This window comes from Tenacibaculum sp. SM2510, assembly GCF_057002845.1.
Window position 1 is genome coordinate 436,535 of record NZ_CP192703.1, and the last position, 16,390, is coordinate 452,924.

Annotated in this window: 19 protein-coding genes; 12 read left to right on the plus strand and 7 right to left on the minus strand. The window is 30.4% G+C overall.

Annotated elements, in window-relative coordinates:
* From ACQ629_RS01895 to ACQ629_RS01915, 5 genes are read right to left on the minus strand one after another with little or no spacing between them, the layout of a single operon-like run.
* Window positions 1–615 (minus strand): IMPACT family protein, encoded by a 615-nt coding sequence (locus ACQ629_RS01895; RefSeq protein ID WP_483706266.1) that lies wholly within the window; start codon window positions 613–615, stop codon window positions 1–3.
* Window positions 615–1,478: an EamA family transporter gene (locus tag ACQ629_RS01900; protein WP_483706267.1), complete on the minus strand. Its 864-nt coding sequence runs from the start codon at window positions 1,476–1,478 to the stop codon at window positions 615–617. Before ACQ629_RS01900 ends, ACQ629_RS01895 begins: the two co-directional genes overlap by 1 nt.
* Window positions 1,475–2,089, minus strand: a complete 615-nt coding sequence (locus tag ACQ629_RS01905; protein ID WP_483706268.1) for an HAD-IA family hydrolase — start codon at window positions 2,087–2,089, stop codon at window positions 1,475–1,477. The genes ACQ629_RS01900 and ACQ629_RS01905 overlap by 4 nt, the downstream gene beginning before the upstream one ends.
* Entirely contained in the window at window positions 2,082–3,239 is a 1,158-nt protein-coding gene (ribD, locus tag ACQ629_RS01910) for a bifunctional diaminohydroxyphosphoribosylaminopyrimidine deaminase/5-amino-6-(5-phosphoribosylamino)uracil reductase RibD (protein ID WP_483706269.1), read from the minus strand. Before ribD ends, ACQ629_RS01905 begins: the two co-directional genes overlap by 8 nt.
* A gap of 5 nt (window positions 3,240–3,244) precedes the next feature.
* Window positions 3,245–3,706: an LEA type 2 family protein gene (locus tag ACQ629_RS01915; RefSeq protein ID WP_483706270.1), complete on the minus strand. Its 462-nt coding sequence runs from the start codon at window positions 3,704–3,706 to the stop codon at window positions 3,245–3,247.
* Window positions 3,707–3,757: 51 nt separating this feature from the next.
* On the opposite strand from ACQ629_RS01915, the gene ACQ629_RS01920 reads away from it, so the two are divergent.
* Together ACQ629_RS01920 and prmC are read left to right on the plus strand one after the other, a co-directional pair.
* Window positions 3,758–4,258 carry a GNAT family N-acetyltransferase gene (locus ACQ629_RS01920; protein ID WP_483706271.1) on the plus strand — a complete coding sequence of 167 codons (501 nt, stop codon included), beginning with the start codon at window positions 3,758–3,760 and terminating at the stop codon, window positions 4,256–4,258.
* Window positions 4,259–4,260: 2 nt separating this feature from the next.
* Window positions 4,261–5,229, plus strand: coding sequence for a peptide chain release factor N(5)-glutamine methyltransferase (gene prmC / locus ACQ629_RS01925; protein ID WP_483706272.1), 969 nt, complete (start codon window positions 4,261–4,263; stop codon window positions 5,227–5,229).
* Here the strand turns inward: prmC and pdxR are convergent.
* On the minus strand, window positions 5,219–6,697 hold the full coding sequence (gene pdxR / locus ACQ629_RS01930) for a MocR-like pyridoxine biosynthesis transcription factor PdxR (RefSeq protein ID WP_483706273.1): 1,479 nt from the start codon (window positions 6,695–6,697) through the stop codon (window positions 5,219–5,221). The genes prmC and pdxR overlap by 11 nt on opposite strands.
* A gap of 81 nt (window positions 6,698–6,778) precedes the next feature.
* Here pdxR and ACQ629_RS01935 point away from each other — a divergent pair, with 81 nt between their 5' ends.
* The 6 genes from ACQ629_RS01935 to ACQ629_RS01960 are packed head-to-tail and all read left to right on the plus strand — an operon-like array spanning window position 6,779 to window position 10,212.
* Window positions 6,779–7,297 carry a DinB family protein gene (locus ACQ629_RS01935; protein WP_483706274.1) on the plus strand — a complete coding sequence of 173 codons (519 nt, stop codon included), beginning with the start codon at window positions 6,779–6,781 and terminating at the stop codon, window positions 7,295–7,297.
* Window positions 7,297–7,587, plus strand: a complete 291-nt coding sequence (locus tag ACQ629_RS01940) for a DUF1272 domain-containing protein (protein ID WP_483706275.1) — start codon at window positions 7,297–7,299, stop codon at window positions 7,585–7,587. The genes ACQ629_RS01935 and ACQ629_RS01940 overlap by 1 nt, the downstream gene beginning before the upstream one ends.
* Window positions 7,588–7,590: 3 nt before the next feature.
* Window positions 7,591–8,106, plus strand: coding sequence for a GNAT family N-acetyltransferase (locus tag ACQ629_RS01945; protein ID WP_483706276.1), 516 nt, complete (start codon window positions 7,591–7,593; stop codon window positions 8,104–8,106).
* Window positions 8,063–8,770, plus strand: a complete 708-nt coding sequence (locus ACQ629_RS01950) for a pyridoxamine 5'-phosphate oxidase family protein (protein WP_483706277.1) — start codon at window positions 8,063–8,065, stop codon at window positions 8,768–8,770. Before ACQ629_RS01945 ends, ACQ629_RS01950 begins: the two co-directional genes overlap by 44 nt.
* 41 nt (window positions 8,771–8,811) lie before the next feature.
* Window positions 8,812–9,279 (plus strand): CAP domain-containing protein, encoded by a 468-nt coding sequence (locus tag ACQ629_RS01955; RefSeq protein ID WP_483706278.1) that lies wholly within the window; start codon window positions 8,812–8,814, stop codon window positions 9,277–9,279.
* Window positions 9,280–9,306: 27 nt separating this feature from the next.
* Entirely contained in the window at window positions 9,307–10,212 is a 906-nt protein-coding gene (locus tag ACQ629_RS01960; RefSeq protein ID WP_483706279.1) for an ATP-grasp domain-containing protein, read from the plus strand.
* Between the two features lie 135 nt (window positions 10,213–10,347).
* Here the strand turns inward: ACQ629_RS01960 and ACQ629_RS01965 are convergent, their stop codons facing one another.
* Window positions 10,348–11,184 carry an outer membrane beta-barrel protein gene (locus ACQ629_RS01965; RefSeq protein ID WP_483706280.1) on the minus strand — a complete coding sequence of 279 codons (837 nt, stop codon included), beginning with the start codon at window positions 11,182–11,184 and terminating at the stop codon, window positions 10,348–10,350.
* A 124-nt stretch (window positions 11,185–11,308) separates the two neighbouring features.
* Between ACQ629_RS01965 and ACQ629_RS01970 the strand changes: the two genes are divergently transcribed.
* From ACQ629_RS01970 to ACQ629_RS01985, 4 genes are all read left to right on the plus strand, one after another.
* Window positions 11,309–12,490: a THUMP-like domain-containing protein gene (locus ACQ629_RS01970; RefSeq protein ID WP_483706281.1), complete on the plus strand. Its 1,182-nt coding sequence runs from the start codon at window positions 11,309–11,311 to the stop codon at window positions 12,488–12,490.
* A 135-nt stretch (window positions 12,491–12,625) separates the two neighbouring features.
* Entirely contained in the window at window positions 12,626–13,426 is an 801-nt protein-coding gene (gene fdhD / locus ACQ629_RS01975) for a formate dehydrogenase accessory sulfurtransferase FdhD (protein WP_483706282.1), read from the plus strand.
* Window positions 13,419–15,713, plus strand: coding sequence for an FdhF/YdeP family oxidoreductase (locus ACQ629_RS01980; protein ID WP_483706283.1), 2,295 nt, complete (start codon window positions 13,419–13,421; stop codon window positions 15,711–15,713). Before fdhD ends, ACQ629_RS01980 begins: the two co-directional genes overlap by 8 nt.
* 51 nt (window positions 15,714–15,764) lie before the next feature.
* Window positions 15,765–16,385 carry an SPOR domain-containing protein gene (locus tag ACQ629_RS01985; RefSeq protein WP_483706284.1) on the plus strand — a complete coding sequence of 207 codons (621 nt, stop codon included), beginning with the start codon at window positions 15,765–15,767 and terminating at the stop codon, window positions 16,383–16,385.
* The last annotated feature ends 5 nt before the right edge of the window (window positions 16,386–16,390 follow it).

Genomic DNA, 16,390 nt, shown 5'->3' on the forward strand with positions numbered 1-16,390 from the left:
TTACTCAACTTCTTTTATTTCAACCTTAAATAGGTTATCAAAAATATCAAAAATCATTTGTGCATCTTTTTTACGCACAGAAAGAATATATTGGCAATTCATTTCTAATTTTTGATTGGTTATATTTAAATTTCTCTCTTTAATGATACGCTGTACTTTGTTCATCATGTCATATCCAAAAGTTAATTGATAATCAATATCAACCGTTTTTTCTTTGATATCAGAAATTTCTAAAGCTAATTGAGCCGAAGTTCTATAAGCGTTTATCAAACCTCCTACTCCTAATTTTGTACCACCAAAATAACGAACGGAAACAATTAATATATTGGTTACCTCAAAGGCTTGTATTTGTCCGTAAATTGGCATTCCTGCAGAGTTACTAGGTTCACCGTCATCATTAGCTCTAAAACGTATTTTATCTGTTCCGAATTGCCAAGCATAACAAAAATGGCGTGCCGAATGGTGTTTCTTTTTTAAATTTTCTATAGCTTCTTTAACTTCATCTTCATTAAAAACAGGAAATGCATAGCCAAAAAACTTACTATTACGGTCTTTATACAATGTTTCTTCGGAAGCTACATCAATTGTTTTGTAGGTGTCTTTTATTTCGTTCATTACGCCGAAGCTACTAATAAAATACTAATAACAGCTAATCCTATTCCAATCCAGTTTTTTTTAATCAGCTTTTCATTAAAGAAAGCCAATGCAAAAATGGTAGTTAAAATAACAACAGATACATTATTAATCGTGAATAAAGTTGAACTTTCTAGTCCTTCTGTTTGCAATGCTTTTAGTAAAAATTCCATAGAGTAATAATTAGGAATTCCTAAAGCAATTCCTCCTAAAATATTTTTCCATTGAAATTTAAAACTTCCTTTTATTAATTGTGTTATTATAAAAAAGCAACCCAATATAAAGGCGCAACCAAAAATAGTTGCTAAAAACATAGGTACTGCTCCGTCTGACACATAAGTTGTTTCGGTATATTTTAAACCTGCATCAATACAACCAGAACCCACAAATAATAACAACGGATATATTAAATTTTTAAATTTTACAGGAGAAATATCACTTTTAGCAGAAGATAAATAAACAGCAACTAATGCCATTAAGATACCTACAACTTTTATTATACCAACACTTTCATTATACATAAAAACTCCAGCTACAATAGGTATAACTACCGACATTTTACCTGCTACCGAAGCAACAGATAACCCGTTTTTTTGTGCCGTTATTCCCATTACATTAAACACTGCAATAAATAAAAAACCTAAACAAAAAGCACCTATAAACCAAGGTTGTTGTGGTATTTGTGTAATTGATAAAGGAACGTTTGACGCAAATAAACCAAAAGATAATGCGATAACATAATTTACAACAATGGCTTGTGAAGTGTTTATTTTAAAAACATCAAACAATTTGAATATTACAAATAATAAACTAGAAACTAATACACTTAAAACTAAATAAATCACGCTAAAAATTCTTTTCTTTTTAATAAATCAACTACATCTTCTTTTCTTGGAATTAAATTCCAAACTTGCATTCCTAATTCTTTGGCTGCCTCAGTGTTTTCTTTTAAGTCATCAACAAATATAGTTTCTGATGCTTTTAAATTATTTTCACTCAATACAAATTCGTAGATATTTGTATTTGGTTTTCTGAAGTTTATTTCATGTGATAAATAAAACTGCTCAAAACAACTTTTAAATTCATTATACAATTCTGTTCCCCAATTATTCTGAATCCAAGAAATATGCAAATCGTTTGTATTACTTAATAAGAATAACCTGTATTTATTTGATGCCACTAATTCTTGTAAAAACGCTAATCTGCGTTTCGGGAAATCTAATAAAATAGCATTCCAAGCATTCACTAAATTTTCATGACTTAACTGCTGAAATTTGGTTTTATAAAAATTCACAAACTCATCCGTAGAAATTAAACCCATTTCATATTGATGATAGGTTGCAATCATATCTTCAGAAATATTGGTTACGCCCAGTTTTGCTAATTCATTATAAGTAGCTTCTTTATCTAAATTGATGAAGATATCACCAAAATCGAAAATTATATTTTTAATCATTTATATATGTCTTTAATACATCACCTTCGATGTTCTCTTCTTTTTCTAAGCTTCCTTTTAAAACCGGAGCTACTACCCCACTTTTAAACGTTGTCTTTCCTGTAAAAACTTTTGCTTCATCCCAAAGATTAGCATTTATAAAAGTTTGCAACGTTTGTGTGCCTCCTTCAATAATTACAGATTGAATATTGTGCTTTTGTAATACATCACATATTTGTTCCGCTACGTGGGATGAAAAATCGATAGATTCAAAAATTAGTTCTTTACTGCATCTCGTCTGCGCTCGATGTGACACTTTAGGTAAAGAGTTATCTTTTTCATCTTCACTTTGTTCTTGTTTATCAAAAAGAACAATCGTTTTTACTTTCTCATCGAATACCGTTGCGTTTTCAGAGATTCGTAAGTTTTTATCTAATACAATTCTAATCGGATTATTGCCTGACCAACTGCGCACTGTTAATGACGGATTATCTGCAATTACAGTATTTGTACCAACTAAAATAGCATGTTCTTCACTTCGCCATTTATGAACTAACTGCTGTGAGTATATATTCGAAATCCAAACTGGTTTAGCGTCATTGCGAAGCAAGTTTTTTTGCTGAGGCAATCTCTTTATCGATTTATAGGTTACTTCGCTTTGCTCGTAATGACGAAACGGTGCTACAAACCCATCTGAAGTTTCTGCCCATTTTAATATTATATAAGGTCGTTTTTTATTCTGAACAGTAAAAAATCGTTTATGATGTCGTTTACATTCTGCCTCTAAAACACCAACAGTTACATTGATCCCTGCATTTTCTAGGCGCTCAATTCCTTTACCCGCAACCAAACTATTCGTATCAACACAACCAATTACAACGTTAGGTATTTTATGTTTTACTATTAAATCGGCACAAGGCGGTGTTTTACCAAAATGCGCACAAGGCTCTAAGGTTACGTAAATCGTTGCTTGTTTTAATGATTCTTTATTTACAACTGAGTTTATGGCATTTACTTCTGCGTGATTACCACCATAAACACTTGTATATCCTTCACCTATAATTTTATCATTACAAACAATAACAGCACCAACTGACGGATTTGGACGCGCAGTACCAATACCATTTTTGGCTAATTGTAAACAACGTTGTATGTAATTTTCTTGGTTCAAAAAAACTAGAATTTTATTTTAACATCTTCTATTTTATCAATAGGATATACATCAGAAAAACCAAATATAGTATAACGTAAATCTCCTTTAAACTGCACTTTTACACTTTTATTTAAAATTGAATTAATTAACCCCCCTAAAATTCCGTTTTTATTATTTCCGAATATCTTTTTAGCAGGAATTACCACTTGTAACGGAATATTAAATTCGTTACGAGCAGGAACATCAAACTCATCAGAAGAAACCTGAGCTACTTCTTCGCCGTTTACGATTACTTTAATTTCATCTGTTGCTATTTTTCCACCAATATCATTGGGATTCTTGAAGAAAGCTTTCGCTTGTAATCGAATTGTATCTGAAGAAATAGACATAATTTTAATATTATCTATTTTTATAAATACAGGCTTCTCTTTAACAGAACAACTCACAATAAATACTATTACTATAAAAAACCCCAATTTCTTCATTCTGATTCTTATTTTTTTAGGTAATTTGCGAAGCAAAAATAAGGTATTCCTATGACTACTTCTGATTTTATTATCCGAGAAATTAAACCTAGTGACAATCAACAAATAGCCAGCGTTATTAGAACTGTTTTAACTGAGTTTGGTGCGCCCAAAGTTGGTACCGCTTATGAAGATAAAGCAACTGATGAGATGTTTGAAACGTATCAAAAAGAAAAAACATCCTATTTTGTAATAGAGCATCAAAATAAAATAGTTGGTGGTGTTGGTTTTGCTGGTTTACCTGATTTTGAAAATACTATTTGCGAACTACAAAAAATGTATTTTTTGCCAATAGCAAGGGGAAAAGGCTTAGGTAGTAAGCTAATTAGTTATTGTTTATCTAAAGCAAAAGCCCAGGGATACAAACAATGTTATTTAGAAACCATGCCTTATATGGATGCGGCAAGAGCTTTGTATGCCAAAAACGGATTTGTCAATCTAGATAAGCCGATGGGAAATACAGGTCATTTTTCTTGTAATGTTTGGATGTTAAAAGATTTAATTGAAGCTTAAAAATGATTTTAAAAGAATTTAAGACGTATTTCACAAAACAACTATCAGCAACCTATCCACAAACAGAAATCGATTCTTTTTTCTTTTTATTGATTGAAGAAAAATTGGGTTTTCAACGAATTGACTCCGTCTTAAAAGCTGATTTTAATATTCCTTCGGATGTTTTAGCCTTTTTTAATCTTGCTATAAAAAGATTACAAAAAGAAGAACCTATTCAGTATATATTAGGAAATACAGAGTTTTATGGATTGCCTTTTTTGGTGAATAAAAACACGTTAATTCCAAGACCAGAAACCGAAGAATTGGTAGAATGGATTATTAGTGAAGTTACAAAGTTGGAAAGTAAAAAAGTTGCAAAATCTTTGGATGTCACTTCGAGCGCAGTCGAGAAATCTTTAACCCTGTTAGATATCGGAACCGGAACAGGTTGTATTCCTATCTCATTAAAACAGCAGCTACCAAATGCAAAAATTTTAGCTATTGATGTATCTAAAGAAGCTTTAATTACTGCTAAAGAAAATGCCAAACTAAATTCAGTTGAAATTGATTTTTTTGAAGCTGATATTTTAAAGACTGAGAATTTAAACATCATTACTAATAAAATAAAGCAATCTTTTAATAAGAATGAGGTTACTTCTTCGCAAACTTCTCATAATGACGTGAAATTAGATATTATTGTTTCTAATCCGCCTTACGTTCGAGAGCTTGAAAAAATAGAGATTAAAAATAACGTTTTAAAAAACGAACCACATTTAGCCTTATTTGTTGATGACAATAATCCGTTAATATTCTATGATAAAATAGCCGATTTAGCAAAACTTCATTTATCAGAAAACGGACTGTTATTTTTTGAAATCAATCAATATTTAGGTAAAGAAACCGTAAAAATGTTAGAAGACAAAGGTTTTAATAAGATTGAACTTAAAAAGGATTTTTCTGGTAATGATCGAATGATAAAAGCTAGTTTTTAAGCGCTAATATTGTAGTTTTTAATCTAGCTATTAACTCGTGAATTTCCTCTTCATTATAACTAGCAAAACCAATTCTAATCGCATTGTGTTTTATATTTGTAGCTTCATAGCGAGAATAATCGCCAATTTCTAATTGATGTCTAAATGCTTCTTTTGCAATTTCTTTCCAAGAGTATTTTTTGTTTAAGACTACCCAAACAGCCATACCTCCTTTTGGTTTATCAAACTTAAAAAAGTTACTCAATTCTTTATCTAGCAAATAACAAAACAAATCTCTTCGTAACTTATAAATCTTCATTACTTTTCTAATATGCCTGTCTAAATCGCCAGACTTTATGAAATCTGCAAATGTTAGTTCTAACAACTCATCTCCTTGCCTGTCTACTATTTTTCTTCGATTTGCTGCTTCATCCACAAACTCTTTAGAAGCTATTAAATAACCAACTCTAAAAACGGGCGCAACAGTTTTGCAAATTGAACCAATATAAATTACATTTTTATTTGCATCATGACTTTTTAAAGGTAAAATTGGTGCGTGATTGTAGTTAAAATCATAGTCATAATCATCTTCTATAATTGCAAAGTTGTATTGCTTAGATAAATTTAATAAATGAATTCTTCTTTCAGCAGATAATGTTACTGTTGTTGGGTGATGATGATGAGAAGTTACATATACCGCTTTAATTTGTTGCTTTTTACAAATAGTTTCAACCTCGTCAGTCACAATTCCGTTTTCATCAACTAAAACAGTTTTTAACATTGCTTTTTGACTTGAAAAAGTAGCATTTGCCGAAGCATAATTTGTTTCACCAACTACAATAACATCTTGCTCTTTTAATAGTAATTGGGATGATAGCCAAATTCCCATCTGACTTCCGCGAGTTATTAAAACATTTTCTTTGGCTATTTGTAATCCTCTTGTTGCATTTAAATAATTAACTAAAACTTCTCTTAATTTATCACTTCCGTAAACTGAGTTATACCCCAAATGTTTGTAGACATTTTTTTTAGCCGCAATTCTTCTGTAAGTTCTTACAATTTCATTAATTGGTGTTAATCTCCCGTCAGAAACACCGTCATTAAAATACATAATGGCATCGTTTTGTATTTTCGATTCAATTTGAGGCGTATTATTTTTATAGAAAGAAAAACCAGTTTGTGCATCTTCAGTATTAAAACCTAATTTATGAAACGTTGTTTGTTGTAATAAAGGCAAATTACTATGCACAAAAGTTCCCTTTTTAGCAATACTTTCTACCCAACCTTGTAATACTAACTCCTCATAACAAGCAACAATTGTTTTTCTATGCACGTTTAACAACTCCGCTAAACTTCTACTTCCTGGAAGTTTGGTTTTAGGTTTTAATTTTTGTTCTTTTATCAATTGAATAAACTGATTAGACAATTGCAAGTACAAAGATTGAGAACCTTTTCTATCTAACTTAAAACTGGTTTTATACGGAAACATCTGGACTACTGATTATATCTTTTCTGGATGACTATAACAATCCATAAATATATTATTTTTGAACAATAAAACATTAAAAAAATGACAAAACAAAACGTACAATCGAACGAACATGATGAGTATTATAAAAGATATTTAGATAAAGTAGCTGATTCTGTAGATCTAAAAAAAGGTTTTGAAGAGGATAAGAAAATGATTGTCGATTTCTTTTCGTCTGTACCTAAAGATAAATTAGAATACCGTTATCAACCTGAAAAATGGACAATCAAGGAGCTTTTACAACATATTATTGATACCGAACGCATCTTTATGTACCGTTTTTTACGTATTGCAAGAAAAGATACAACAGCTATGACGAGTTTCGATCAAGATATTTACATAGTTCCTTCTGGAGCAAACGATAAATCTATTGAAGAATTGCTAGAAGAATTTACTATTTCTCGATCATACTCAATGAATTTAATAAACAGTATTTCTGATGAAAACTTAATCAATTTAGGTACTGCTAGCAACTCACCAGTATCAGCAAGGGCTTGTGCTTTTATATTGTTAGGACACAGCGTTTGGCATATTGATATTATAAAAGAGCGTTATTTATAATGCTAGAATTAAGGCCCAATTGCGAGCACTGTAACAAAGATTTACCTAGTAATTCTTCAGAGGCTATGATTTGCTCTTTTGAATGTACTTATTGTAAAACATGTGCTTTAGAAATCTTCGAAAATGTGTGCCCTAGTTGTGCTGGTAATTTTGTTGAACGACCTATAAGAACATCAGAAATGATAGTAAAATATCCTGCATCAACAAAAAGAATATATGCTCCAAAAGATTTAAAGAAAGCGAAATTTAATTCTGATAAATTTAGAGAAATAAAACCTAAAAATAGATAATTGATGATTACGTTTAAATTAGCAACAACCTCAGATACTGAAGTTATAGCCTTATTAGGTAGGGTTACTTACACAGAATCTCATGGTCATTTTATAGACGATAAAAATGATTTATTAGCTTATTGCGCAAATGCTTTTTCGATAAAAAAAATAACAGAAGAATTAGAAGACAAAAACAACCTCTTTCATATTGTTTTTGTAGATGATTTACCTGTTGGTTTTTCAAAAATTGTATTAAACTATCCTTTTGAAGATAAAACAGTTAATAGTAGTGCAAGATTAGAAAGAATTTATATTTTAAATCAGTTTTTACCATTAAAAATTGGGCAACCTTTTTTAGATTTTATCATCAATAATGTCAAAGAAAAAAAAGCAACTGCAATATGGCTATCTGTATATATTAAAAACGAAAGAGGAATTCGTTTTTACCATAGAAATGAGTTTAAAAACATTGGTGAGTTAAATTTTATTGTCAATGGGAAAGAATACGAAAACTACGTTTTATCAAAAGAAATATAACATGGCAGAATTCGAACAATCGAAATTAAATAGAGTAAAACGTGGACAGAATAGGGCAACTTATGATGCAGAGAAAATCAACACTATTTTAGATGCAGGTTTTTTATGTTATGTTGGCTATATTTATGATGGTAATCCTATTACAATTCCGATGGCATACACCAGAAGAGATGATAAAATTTACATTCACGGTTCAACTGCGAACAGAATGTTATTATCGATTTTAAAAAGCGGAAAAACGTCAATAACTGTTATGCATTTAGACGGATTGGTTTTAGCGCGTTCTGGCTTACATCATTCTGTAAATTATCGTTCTGTAACTCTTTTTGGAAACTTAAATAAAATTGAAAAAGACACTGAAAAAACGGGGATTTTAGGGTGGATTGTAGATCAAATGGTTCCAAATCAATGGGATTCTTTAAGACCGATGCATCAAAAAGAATTAGATAGAACTTTAGTGTTAGAGTTCACAATTAAAACTGCTTCTGCAAAAGTTAGAGATACTGGTGTTGTTGATGAACCAGAAGATTATGACTTACCTATTTGGGCAGGCGTAGTTCCTATAAAACAAGTTGCTGAATTCCCTATCTCTGATAATCAATTAATTGAAGGTGTTGAAATCCCTAAACATGTGTTAGATTATTATCAACAAAATAAAAAGTAAGTTTGAACGTTATTTTTTTCTAAAACCTTAACCCCAAAAATATGTATTCAAAAAAATACTTTTTAATTTTATTTTCTTCCCTAATATTTATTTCATGTAGCGAAAACTCAATAAACGATATTGATACAACCGAAAACAACACTATTATTCAAGAAGTTCATAAATTAATAAATGAACACAGAAGTAGCATTGGTAAAAACACACTTGCTTTTAATGATCAAATAGCAAAAATAGCATTAGAACATACACAGTATATGATTGCTGAAAATAAAATAAGTCACGATAATTTCGATACAAGATTTACTGAAGTAAGAAAACTTGTAAATGCTGTTAGTTTTGGAGAAAATGTTGCTTCCCACTATAAAACAGCTAAAGATGTTGTTGCAGGTTGGCTAAAAAGTTCTGATCATAAAAAAAATATTGAAGGTAACTATACGCACACAGCTATAGGTATTCAAAAAGACACAAACAATAATTACTATTTTACGCAATTATTTTATACAAAATAACATCATAAATTATTGTAAATTTCCTACATGAAAATTTATGATGTTATAATTCTTACAGAAAGTAGGTATTTAAATCCTACAAAAGTTGGTACTTACAGTGAAAATGTATTAAAAGAAGACAATTACGTAAAAGTTTCTTTAGAAAAACTAGGCTTAAAAGTTGGTCGTCTTTCTTGGAATGATGCTACGTTTAATTGGGCTACAACTAAATATATTATATTTAGATCTACTTGGGATTATTTTGATAGATACGGTGAGTTTTCTGAGTGGTTAAACAGTGTTTCTAAGCAAACTATCTTATTAAATTCAGAAGCTATTATTCGTTGGAATATTGATAAACACTATTTACAAGATCTACAAAGAAAAGAAGTGCATATTTGCGAATCTTACTTTATAGAAACCATCGAAAAAAGATCTTTAAAAGAATTAGCAACAACTTATCAACTTAATGAATTTGTACTAAAACCTTGTGTTTCTGGCGGAGGTAGGCACACTTATCGAATAAACAAAAAAAACATTTACGAACATGAAACTATTTTTAAGCAACTAATCACTAAAGAAGCAATGATTTTGCAGCCTTTTCAACATAACATTGTAGCAAAAGGTGAAATTTCATTAATCGTTATAAACGGTAAATTTACACATGCTGTTTTAAAAATTGCTAAAAAAGGAGATTTTAGAGTTCAAGATGATTTTGGAGGTTCAGTACACAGCTACACTCCTACTCAGCTAGAAATTAATTTTGCTGAAAAAGCTGTAGAGGCATGCGATGAGCTTCCTATTTACGCCAGAGTTGATGTTTTTACCGATAACAACAACAATTTAGCGCTTGCTGAATTAGAGTTGATAGAGCCCGAATTATGGTTTAGAAATAATCCGAGAGCTGCCGATGAATTAGCGAAAGGAGTTTTACAATTAATAAATAAAATGTAAAGTACCTTACTTTATAAAAGTAATAATAGTCATGATGCTTAATCGTAAAGAAAAAGGTTAAAGGCAATATTAAGGCCTAAAAAAAAGGAACAACTAATAAGTTGTTCCTTTTTTAATTTTTAAGAATAAATAGTTTTATTTACTAAAAGTATAAATTACACCAAAATTAAGGCCAAAAGACGAATAAGGCGCGTCAAACTTTTTTCTCTGAGTCTCTGACGGATTATCTGAATATGTAAATTCATCTAAAATAGAAAGTTTATCTTCTCTAAATAAAGCATTTGCTTGCGGATTCCCTTCAATTAAAGCAAGCAATTGATCTCTTTCAACAGGTTGTCCTGCTAATGTTCCAGAATATCTTGTTAAAGTAGATTTATTAGGAGTAACATCTATTCCTTGATATTCCATTTCTGCAAAAATACTCCAGTTGTTTGCTACTTCAAATTTAACACCGAATGCTCCTACAAAACCCAACGGAAAATCCCCATTATTATCTCTATCAAACTCAACATGTAAAGGTAGCATTTGACCAGAACCAGCTAAAGCAGGATTAACCCACTCTCCAGGAATATCAAGATCTAAAACTCCTTCCGCAATACTTTTTCCTCCGATTTTAGTAACTAAACCTGCACGTACATAAACATTGCTAGATAAATTATAAATACCAGACAATGAAGCTCCAAAAGCCCTTGCTCTCGCAGTAATATTTAAATAATCATTTCGTATTTGTTGATCTTCACCATGTAAATATCCTATACCTAAATCAATACCAATTTTTTCATTAAAAAAATAACCCCCTCTTATTTGAGCCTGAATTCCCTCACCATAACTACCTTTTAAAGCTCCGTTTGATGTTGATAATAATTTCATATCTGCCTTACCATGCACACCTCCACTAAATGAAACATAATATTGTGCGCTTACACTAATTGTTACTAAAACCATAGTAACTAATAAAAAACTTTTTTTCATTATTTTGTTTTTATAAATACTTAATTAAGCTGTAAAACTAAGAAAAAAAGCAGTTTAAAATTGCTTCTTTCATCAATAAAAACCAATAAAATATCATAATATTGTTATTCAAAATATAAAACTATTGAACACCAATATTTTACATAAAATCGTTCAAGAATTTATTGATAAAAACTTAAATTCTGATATCACTAAACTGATTTTAAAAGGAAGTCCGTTTGAGAATATATCGATACAAGAATTATCGAATCAAATTATAAATAAACAAAAATCTAAGAACAAACTACCAAGCTGGTTCGCTGCAAAGAATATATATTATCCGCCAAAAATTAGTATTGAACAAACATCTTCTGAAGTAAGTGCCAAATACAAAGCGAATTTAGTTTCGGGTAAAAACTTAATTGACATAACAGGTGGTTTTGGCGTTGATGCTTTTTATTTTTCTAAAACATTTGATAAAGTTACTCATGCAGAAATCAATGAAGAATTATCAGAAATTGTAACTTATAACTACAATCAATTAGCGATTAAAAACGTTCAAACAGTTGCTAATAACGGATTGAATTTCCTAAAAGAAACCACCGAAAAATTCGATTGTATTTATATTGATCCTTCTCGTAGAAGCGACATAAAAGGAAAGGTGTTTTTATTAAAAGATTGCTTACCTAATGTGCCTGAAAATATTGATTTTCTATTTACAAAATCAGATACTATCTTAATTAAAAACTCACCAATGTTAGATATAACAGCAACATTAAATGAGTTAAAATTTGCAAAAGAAATTCATATTGTTGCTGTAAATAATGAAGTAAAAGAATTACTTTTCCTGCTAGAAAAAGAGTTTAAAGCTAAGATAGAGATAAAAACACATAATACACTGACAAACAACATTCAATGCTTTAATTTTAAACTCACAAAAGAACACAAAACAACATACTCACTACCAACTAATTACCTATACGAACCTAATGCTGCAATTTTAAAGTCAGGCGGATTTAACGAAGTAACAAATCAGTATGATGTTAAAAAACTACACCAACATTCACATCTATATACATCCGAAGAATTAATACTTAATTTTCCCGGAAGAACATTTAAAATAGAGGAGATTCATCCTTACAACAAAAAGAAATTAAAGAAACAATTAACCATTTCAAAAGCAAATATTACTACGCGAAATTTTCCTAAAACTGTTGCGCAAATAAGAGTCGAAACAAAGCTTAAAGACGGTGGAGATTCTTATCTTTTTTTCACAACAAATAGTAATAATGAACTGATTGTACTTAACTGTACTAAAACTTCGTAAAACAGCGTCTTTCGTTAAAGATACAAGTTATTATTACACACTATTTTCGTCATAAGTTCCTAAGGATAGATTAAAAAAACTGTTATTTAATAAGGCTTTTCAATTCATTTACTTTTAAGTACTTTTGTTTACAGCATGAAACAAGCAAGTACATATCAATCTATAAAATTATCTGAGAATTCTTCTTTAAAGGTTGAAGATAATTTGGTTATTGAAGCACCGCTTCAGATCAATATAAACGAAGAACCTTATACTGTTGTTATGAGAACTCCAGGAGATGATAAACAACTTATAAGAGGCCTTTTATACGCTGAGGACATCTACAAGAGTGAGGATAAATTAACAATCAATATCATTGAGGAAAATAATGATTTTTCTGCGGTCTTAAATGTTAGTATTTCGAAAGATAAATTAAGAAAAGGCTACCTAAATAAACGCACTCTTTTATCTGTTTCTTCCTGTGGAATTTGCGGAAAAAAAGAATTAAAAGACCTAGAAACAAATGATAAACCTCTTATAAAAAAACATAATCAATCAATTGACATAACGTTTGATATGTTTTTCAAAATGAGCGAGTTACAGTTTTTATTTAAAACAACTGGAGGAAGTCATGCTTGTGCTTTATTCAATAAAAAAAAAGAACTTTTAACCATTAAAGAAGATATTGGTCGTCATAACGCAGTTGATAAGTGTATTGGCGATTTAATCAATAAAAATAAAATAAAAGAAGTAAGCTATATGCTTGTAAGCGGTCGCGTTTCATACGAGATTGTTTCGAAGGCTTTTTTTGCTAAAATCCCTATTATTATAGCAGTTTCTGCTTGCTCTTCTTTGGCAGTTGATTTTGCGAAAGAATTTGGTATTTGCCTAATAGGTTTTAGTAGAAATAACAAGATGACAGTTTACGCTAATCCTCAATATATAAATTATGAGTGATAAAAAAATACAGGCACAACCACCTGAAAAATTAACAGGAATTGAACTTATAAAGATTCCAAAAAAAGCTGTAGGTACAAAAGCAATACAATCGGCTTTAAAACATGTTTTTTCAGAAACTGGTGTTGCTAAAGGAATTAGCCTTCTTAAAAACATCAATCAAATTAATGGTTTTGATTGCCCTGGTTGTGCTTGGCCAGATCCGGATCAAAAAAGAGCTTTTTTAGCAGAATATTGTGAAAACGGTGCAAAAGCAGTTGCTGAAGAAGCTACAACCAATAGGGTATCTCCGTTATTTTTCGCAACACATTCAGTGCAAGAAATGTCTGAATGGTCAGATTATGAAATTGGTAAAAGCGGAAGAATCACACATCCGATGATTTTAAAAGAAGGGTCTGATAATTATGAAGAAATTTCTTGGCAAGAAGCTTTTAACCTTATTGGAACTGAGTTAAATAAATTAAATTCTCCTGACGAAGCTATCTTTTACACTTCTGGTAGAACGAGTAATGAAGCTGCTTTTTTATATCAATTATTTGTACGTCAATTCGGGACAAATAACTTGCCAGATTGCTCTAATATGTGCCACGAAAGTAGCGGTAGCGGACTTTCAGAAACGCTCGGAATTGGTAAAGGCTCTGTTACTTTAGACGACTTTAACCATGCTGATTTAGTTATTGTTATAGGTCAAAATCCAGGTACAAATCACCCTAGAATGCTTACTGCATTAAAAGATACTAAAAAGAATGGCGGAAAAATAATGACCATAAATCCGTTGCCAGAAGTTGGTTTAATGAATTATGTAGATCCACAAAATCCGTTAAAATGGTTTGGCTCTGGTGATAAGTTAACTGACTTATTTTTACAAGTAAAAATTAATGGAGATGTTGCCTTGCTAAAAATCATCTTAAAAATGATGAAAACACAAGAAGAAAAGTCGGGCAATGTATTTAATCATCAATTTATAAAAGAAAAAACACATGGTTTAGAGCAATTTTTATATGATTTAGACAATTATTCAATTGAAGAATTACTACCTCAAACAGGCTTGCCTCTAGATAGAATTAAAGAAGCTACAGATATGATTATCAGTAATGATAAAATTATTATTTGTTGGGCAATGGGATTAACACAGCACAAAAATGCGGTAGATAATATTCGTGAAGTTGTTAATTTACTATTATTAAAAGGAAGCATCGGTAAAAAAGGTGCTGGTACTTGCCCCGTAAGAGGTCATTCGAACGTACAAGGTGACCGTACGATGGGAATATGGGAAAAGCCTAAAGATATTTTTTTAGATAGCTTAGAAAAGGAATTTCAATTTAATGCTCCACGCAAACACGGTTATGATGTTGTTGCCGCTATTGAAGCAATGTATAAAAAAAAGGCAAGTATTTTTGTTGGAATGGGAGGTAATTTTATTTCAGCAACTCCAGATACAGAATACACAGCTGAGGCTTTAAAAAATTGTGAATTAACAGTGCAAATATCAACAAAATTAAATCGTAGTCACTTAATTCATGGTAAAAAAGCATTAATCCTTCCATGCCTAGGTCGTTCTGAAAAAGATATTCAAAAAAGTGGAGAACAGTTTATTACCGTAGAAAATTCGATGGGTGTTGTACATCAATCAAACGGACATTTAACACCCGCTTCTAAACACTTATTAAGCGAACCTGCTATTGTGGCTGGTATTGCTGAAGCAACCTTAAAAAACACCAAAGTAGAATGGAGTAATTTTATTACGAATTACGATTTAATTCGTACTAAAATAGAAGCTACCATTGCTGGTTTTAATAACTTTAATGAAAAAGTTCGTGTAAAAGGAGGTTTTTATTTACCAAATAATGCTAGAGAAAATAACTTCACTCCTACTTTAACAGGAAAAGCAAATTTCTCTACAAACTTACCTTCGGATGTTGTTTTGAACGAGAATCAATTTATGATGATGACCATTCGCACACACGACCAATACAATACTACTATTTATGGTTTAAATGATCGTTATAGAGGTATTTTAAATGAACGAAGAGTTATTTTCATGAACCCAGATGATATGAAAAATCAAGGTTTAACAAAATTAGATAAAGTTGATTTAACGAGTCATTTTAAAGGGGAAGAAAGAAAAGCTAACGGATTTTTAGTAATTCCATACAGCATACCAAAACAATGTACTGCCACTTATTTTCCTGAAGCAAATGTATTAGTTCCCTTAAAAAGTAAAGCAAGAGTTAGTCATACCCCTGCATCAAAAACAGTAGTTATATCTATTCAGAAACAAGACTAAAAAAAGATTTGTACTTTAGTAAAATATTTCAACAAAAATCAACCTACAATTATGCCTTTTATAGAAGAAGATAAGTTTCATTTAATGCAAGAAGACTTAGATAAAGCAAAACTTAAAAGAGAAGAAGCTGAAACCGAATTAGAAATAACCAAAGAAGAACTTACTTCCTCTAAAAAAAACTCTATAATACTACCTATTATACTAGGTTTAATGTTAGGAGTTGCATTAGGAGCTGCTTATTATTTTTACACAAATAATAATGCTAATTCTTCTGCTTCTTCTGAAGAAATAGCAACTATAAAAAAGAGTGAAAACATAAGAGTATTAGACAGTATTAAAAGAGCTAATGCTAGAGCTACTAGAAATAACAATTCTGGAATTAGTGAAAACAACTTAAATGAAACTATTGATTCTGTCATTGATAACACGAGTGATAAAACAATTTACTCTGTTCAAATAGGTGTTTTTTCTAAAAAGAACCATGCATTAATTTCTACTGCAACCATACCATCAACAGTTACTATAAAGGATGGTTATTTTAAATACTCTATAGGCTTGTTTGAATCTTTAAAAGAAGCTAAATCATTAAGAAAAGAATTAATTAAAATAGGCTTTAAAGATGCTTTTGTAGCTTCATATATTAATGGAGAGCGTCAAAAAATACACCCTTAAAAATT

Excerpts from the sequence above, each read along its gene's own strand:
- ACQ629_RS01980 (WP_483706283.1), top strand. The coding sequence starts at position 13,419 with ATGAGTGATAAAAAAATACAGGCACAACCACCTGAAAAATTAACAGGA.
- ACQ629_RS01940 (WP_483706275.1), top strand. The coding sequence starts at position 7,297 with ATGCTAGAATTAAGGCCCAATTGCGAGCACTGTAACAAAGATTTACCT.
- ACQ629_RS01945 (WP_483706276.1), top strand. The coding sequence starts at position 7,591 with ATGATTACGTTTAAATTAGCAACAACCTCAGATACTGAAGTTATAGCC.
- ACQ629_RS01935 (WP_483706274.1), top strand. The coding sequence starts at position 6,779 with ATGACAAAACAAAACGTACAATCGAACGAACATGATGAGTATTATAAA.
- pdxR (WP_483706273.1), bottom strand. The coding sequence starts at position 6,697 with ATGTTTCCGTATAAAACCAGTTTTAAGTTAGATAGAAAAGGTTCTCAA.
- ACQ629_RS01950 (WP_483706277.1), top strand. The coding sequence starts at position 8,063 with ATGGGAAAGAATACGAAAACTACGTTTTATCAAAAGAAATATAACATG.
- ACQ629_RS01965 (WP_483706280.1), bottom strand. The coding sequence starts at position 11,184 with ATGAAAAAAAGTTTTTTATTAGTTACTATGGTTTTAGTAACAATTAGT.
- ACQ629_RS01915 (WP_483706270.1), bottom strand. The coding sequence starts at position 3,706 with ATGAAGAAATTGGGGTTTTTTATAGTAATAGTATTTATTGTGAGTTGT.
- ACQ629_RS01920 (WP_483706271.1), top strand. The coding sequence starts at position 3,758 with ATGACTACTTCTGATTTTATTATCCGAGAAATTAAACCTAGTGACAAT.
- ACQ629_RS01960 (WP_483706279.1), top strand. The coding sequence starts at position 9,307 with ATGAAAATTTATGATGTTATAATTCTTACAGAAAGTAGGTATTTAAAT.
- ACQ629_RS01955 (WP_483706278.1), top strand. The coding sequence starts at position 8,812 with ATGTATTCAAAAAAATACTTTTTAATTTTATTTTCTTCCCTAATATTT.
- prmC (WP_483706272.1), top strand. The coding sequence starts at position 4,261 with ATGATTTTAAAAGAATTTAAGACGTATTTCACAAAACAACTATCAGCA.
- ACQ629_RS01985 (WP_483706284.1), top strand. The coding sequence starts at position 15,765 with ATGCCTTTTATAGAAGAAGATAAGTTTCATTTAATGCAAGAAGACTTA.
- fdhD (WP_483706282.1), top strand. The coding sequence starts at position 12,626 with ATGAAACAAGCAAGTACATATCAATCTATAAAATTATCTGAGAATTCT.
- ACQ629_RS01905 (WP_483706268.1), bottom strand. The coding sequence starts at position 2,089 with ATGATTAAAAATATAATTTTCGATTTTGGTGATATCTTCATCAATTTA.
- ACQ629_RS01895 (WP_483706266.1), bottom strand. The coding sequence starts at position 615 with ATGAACGAAATAAAAGACACCTACAAAACAATTGATGTAGCTTCCGAA.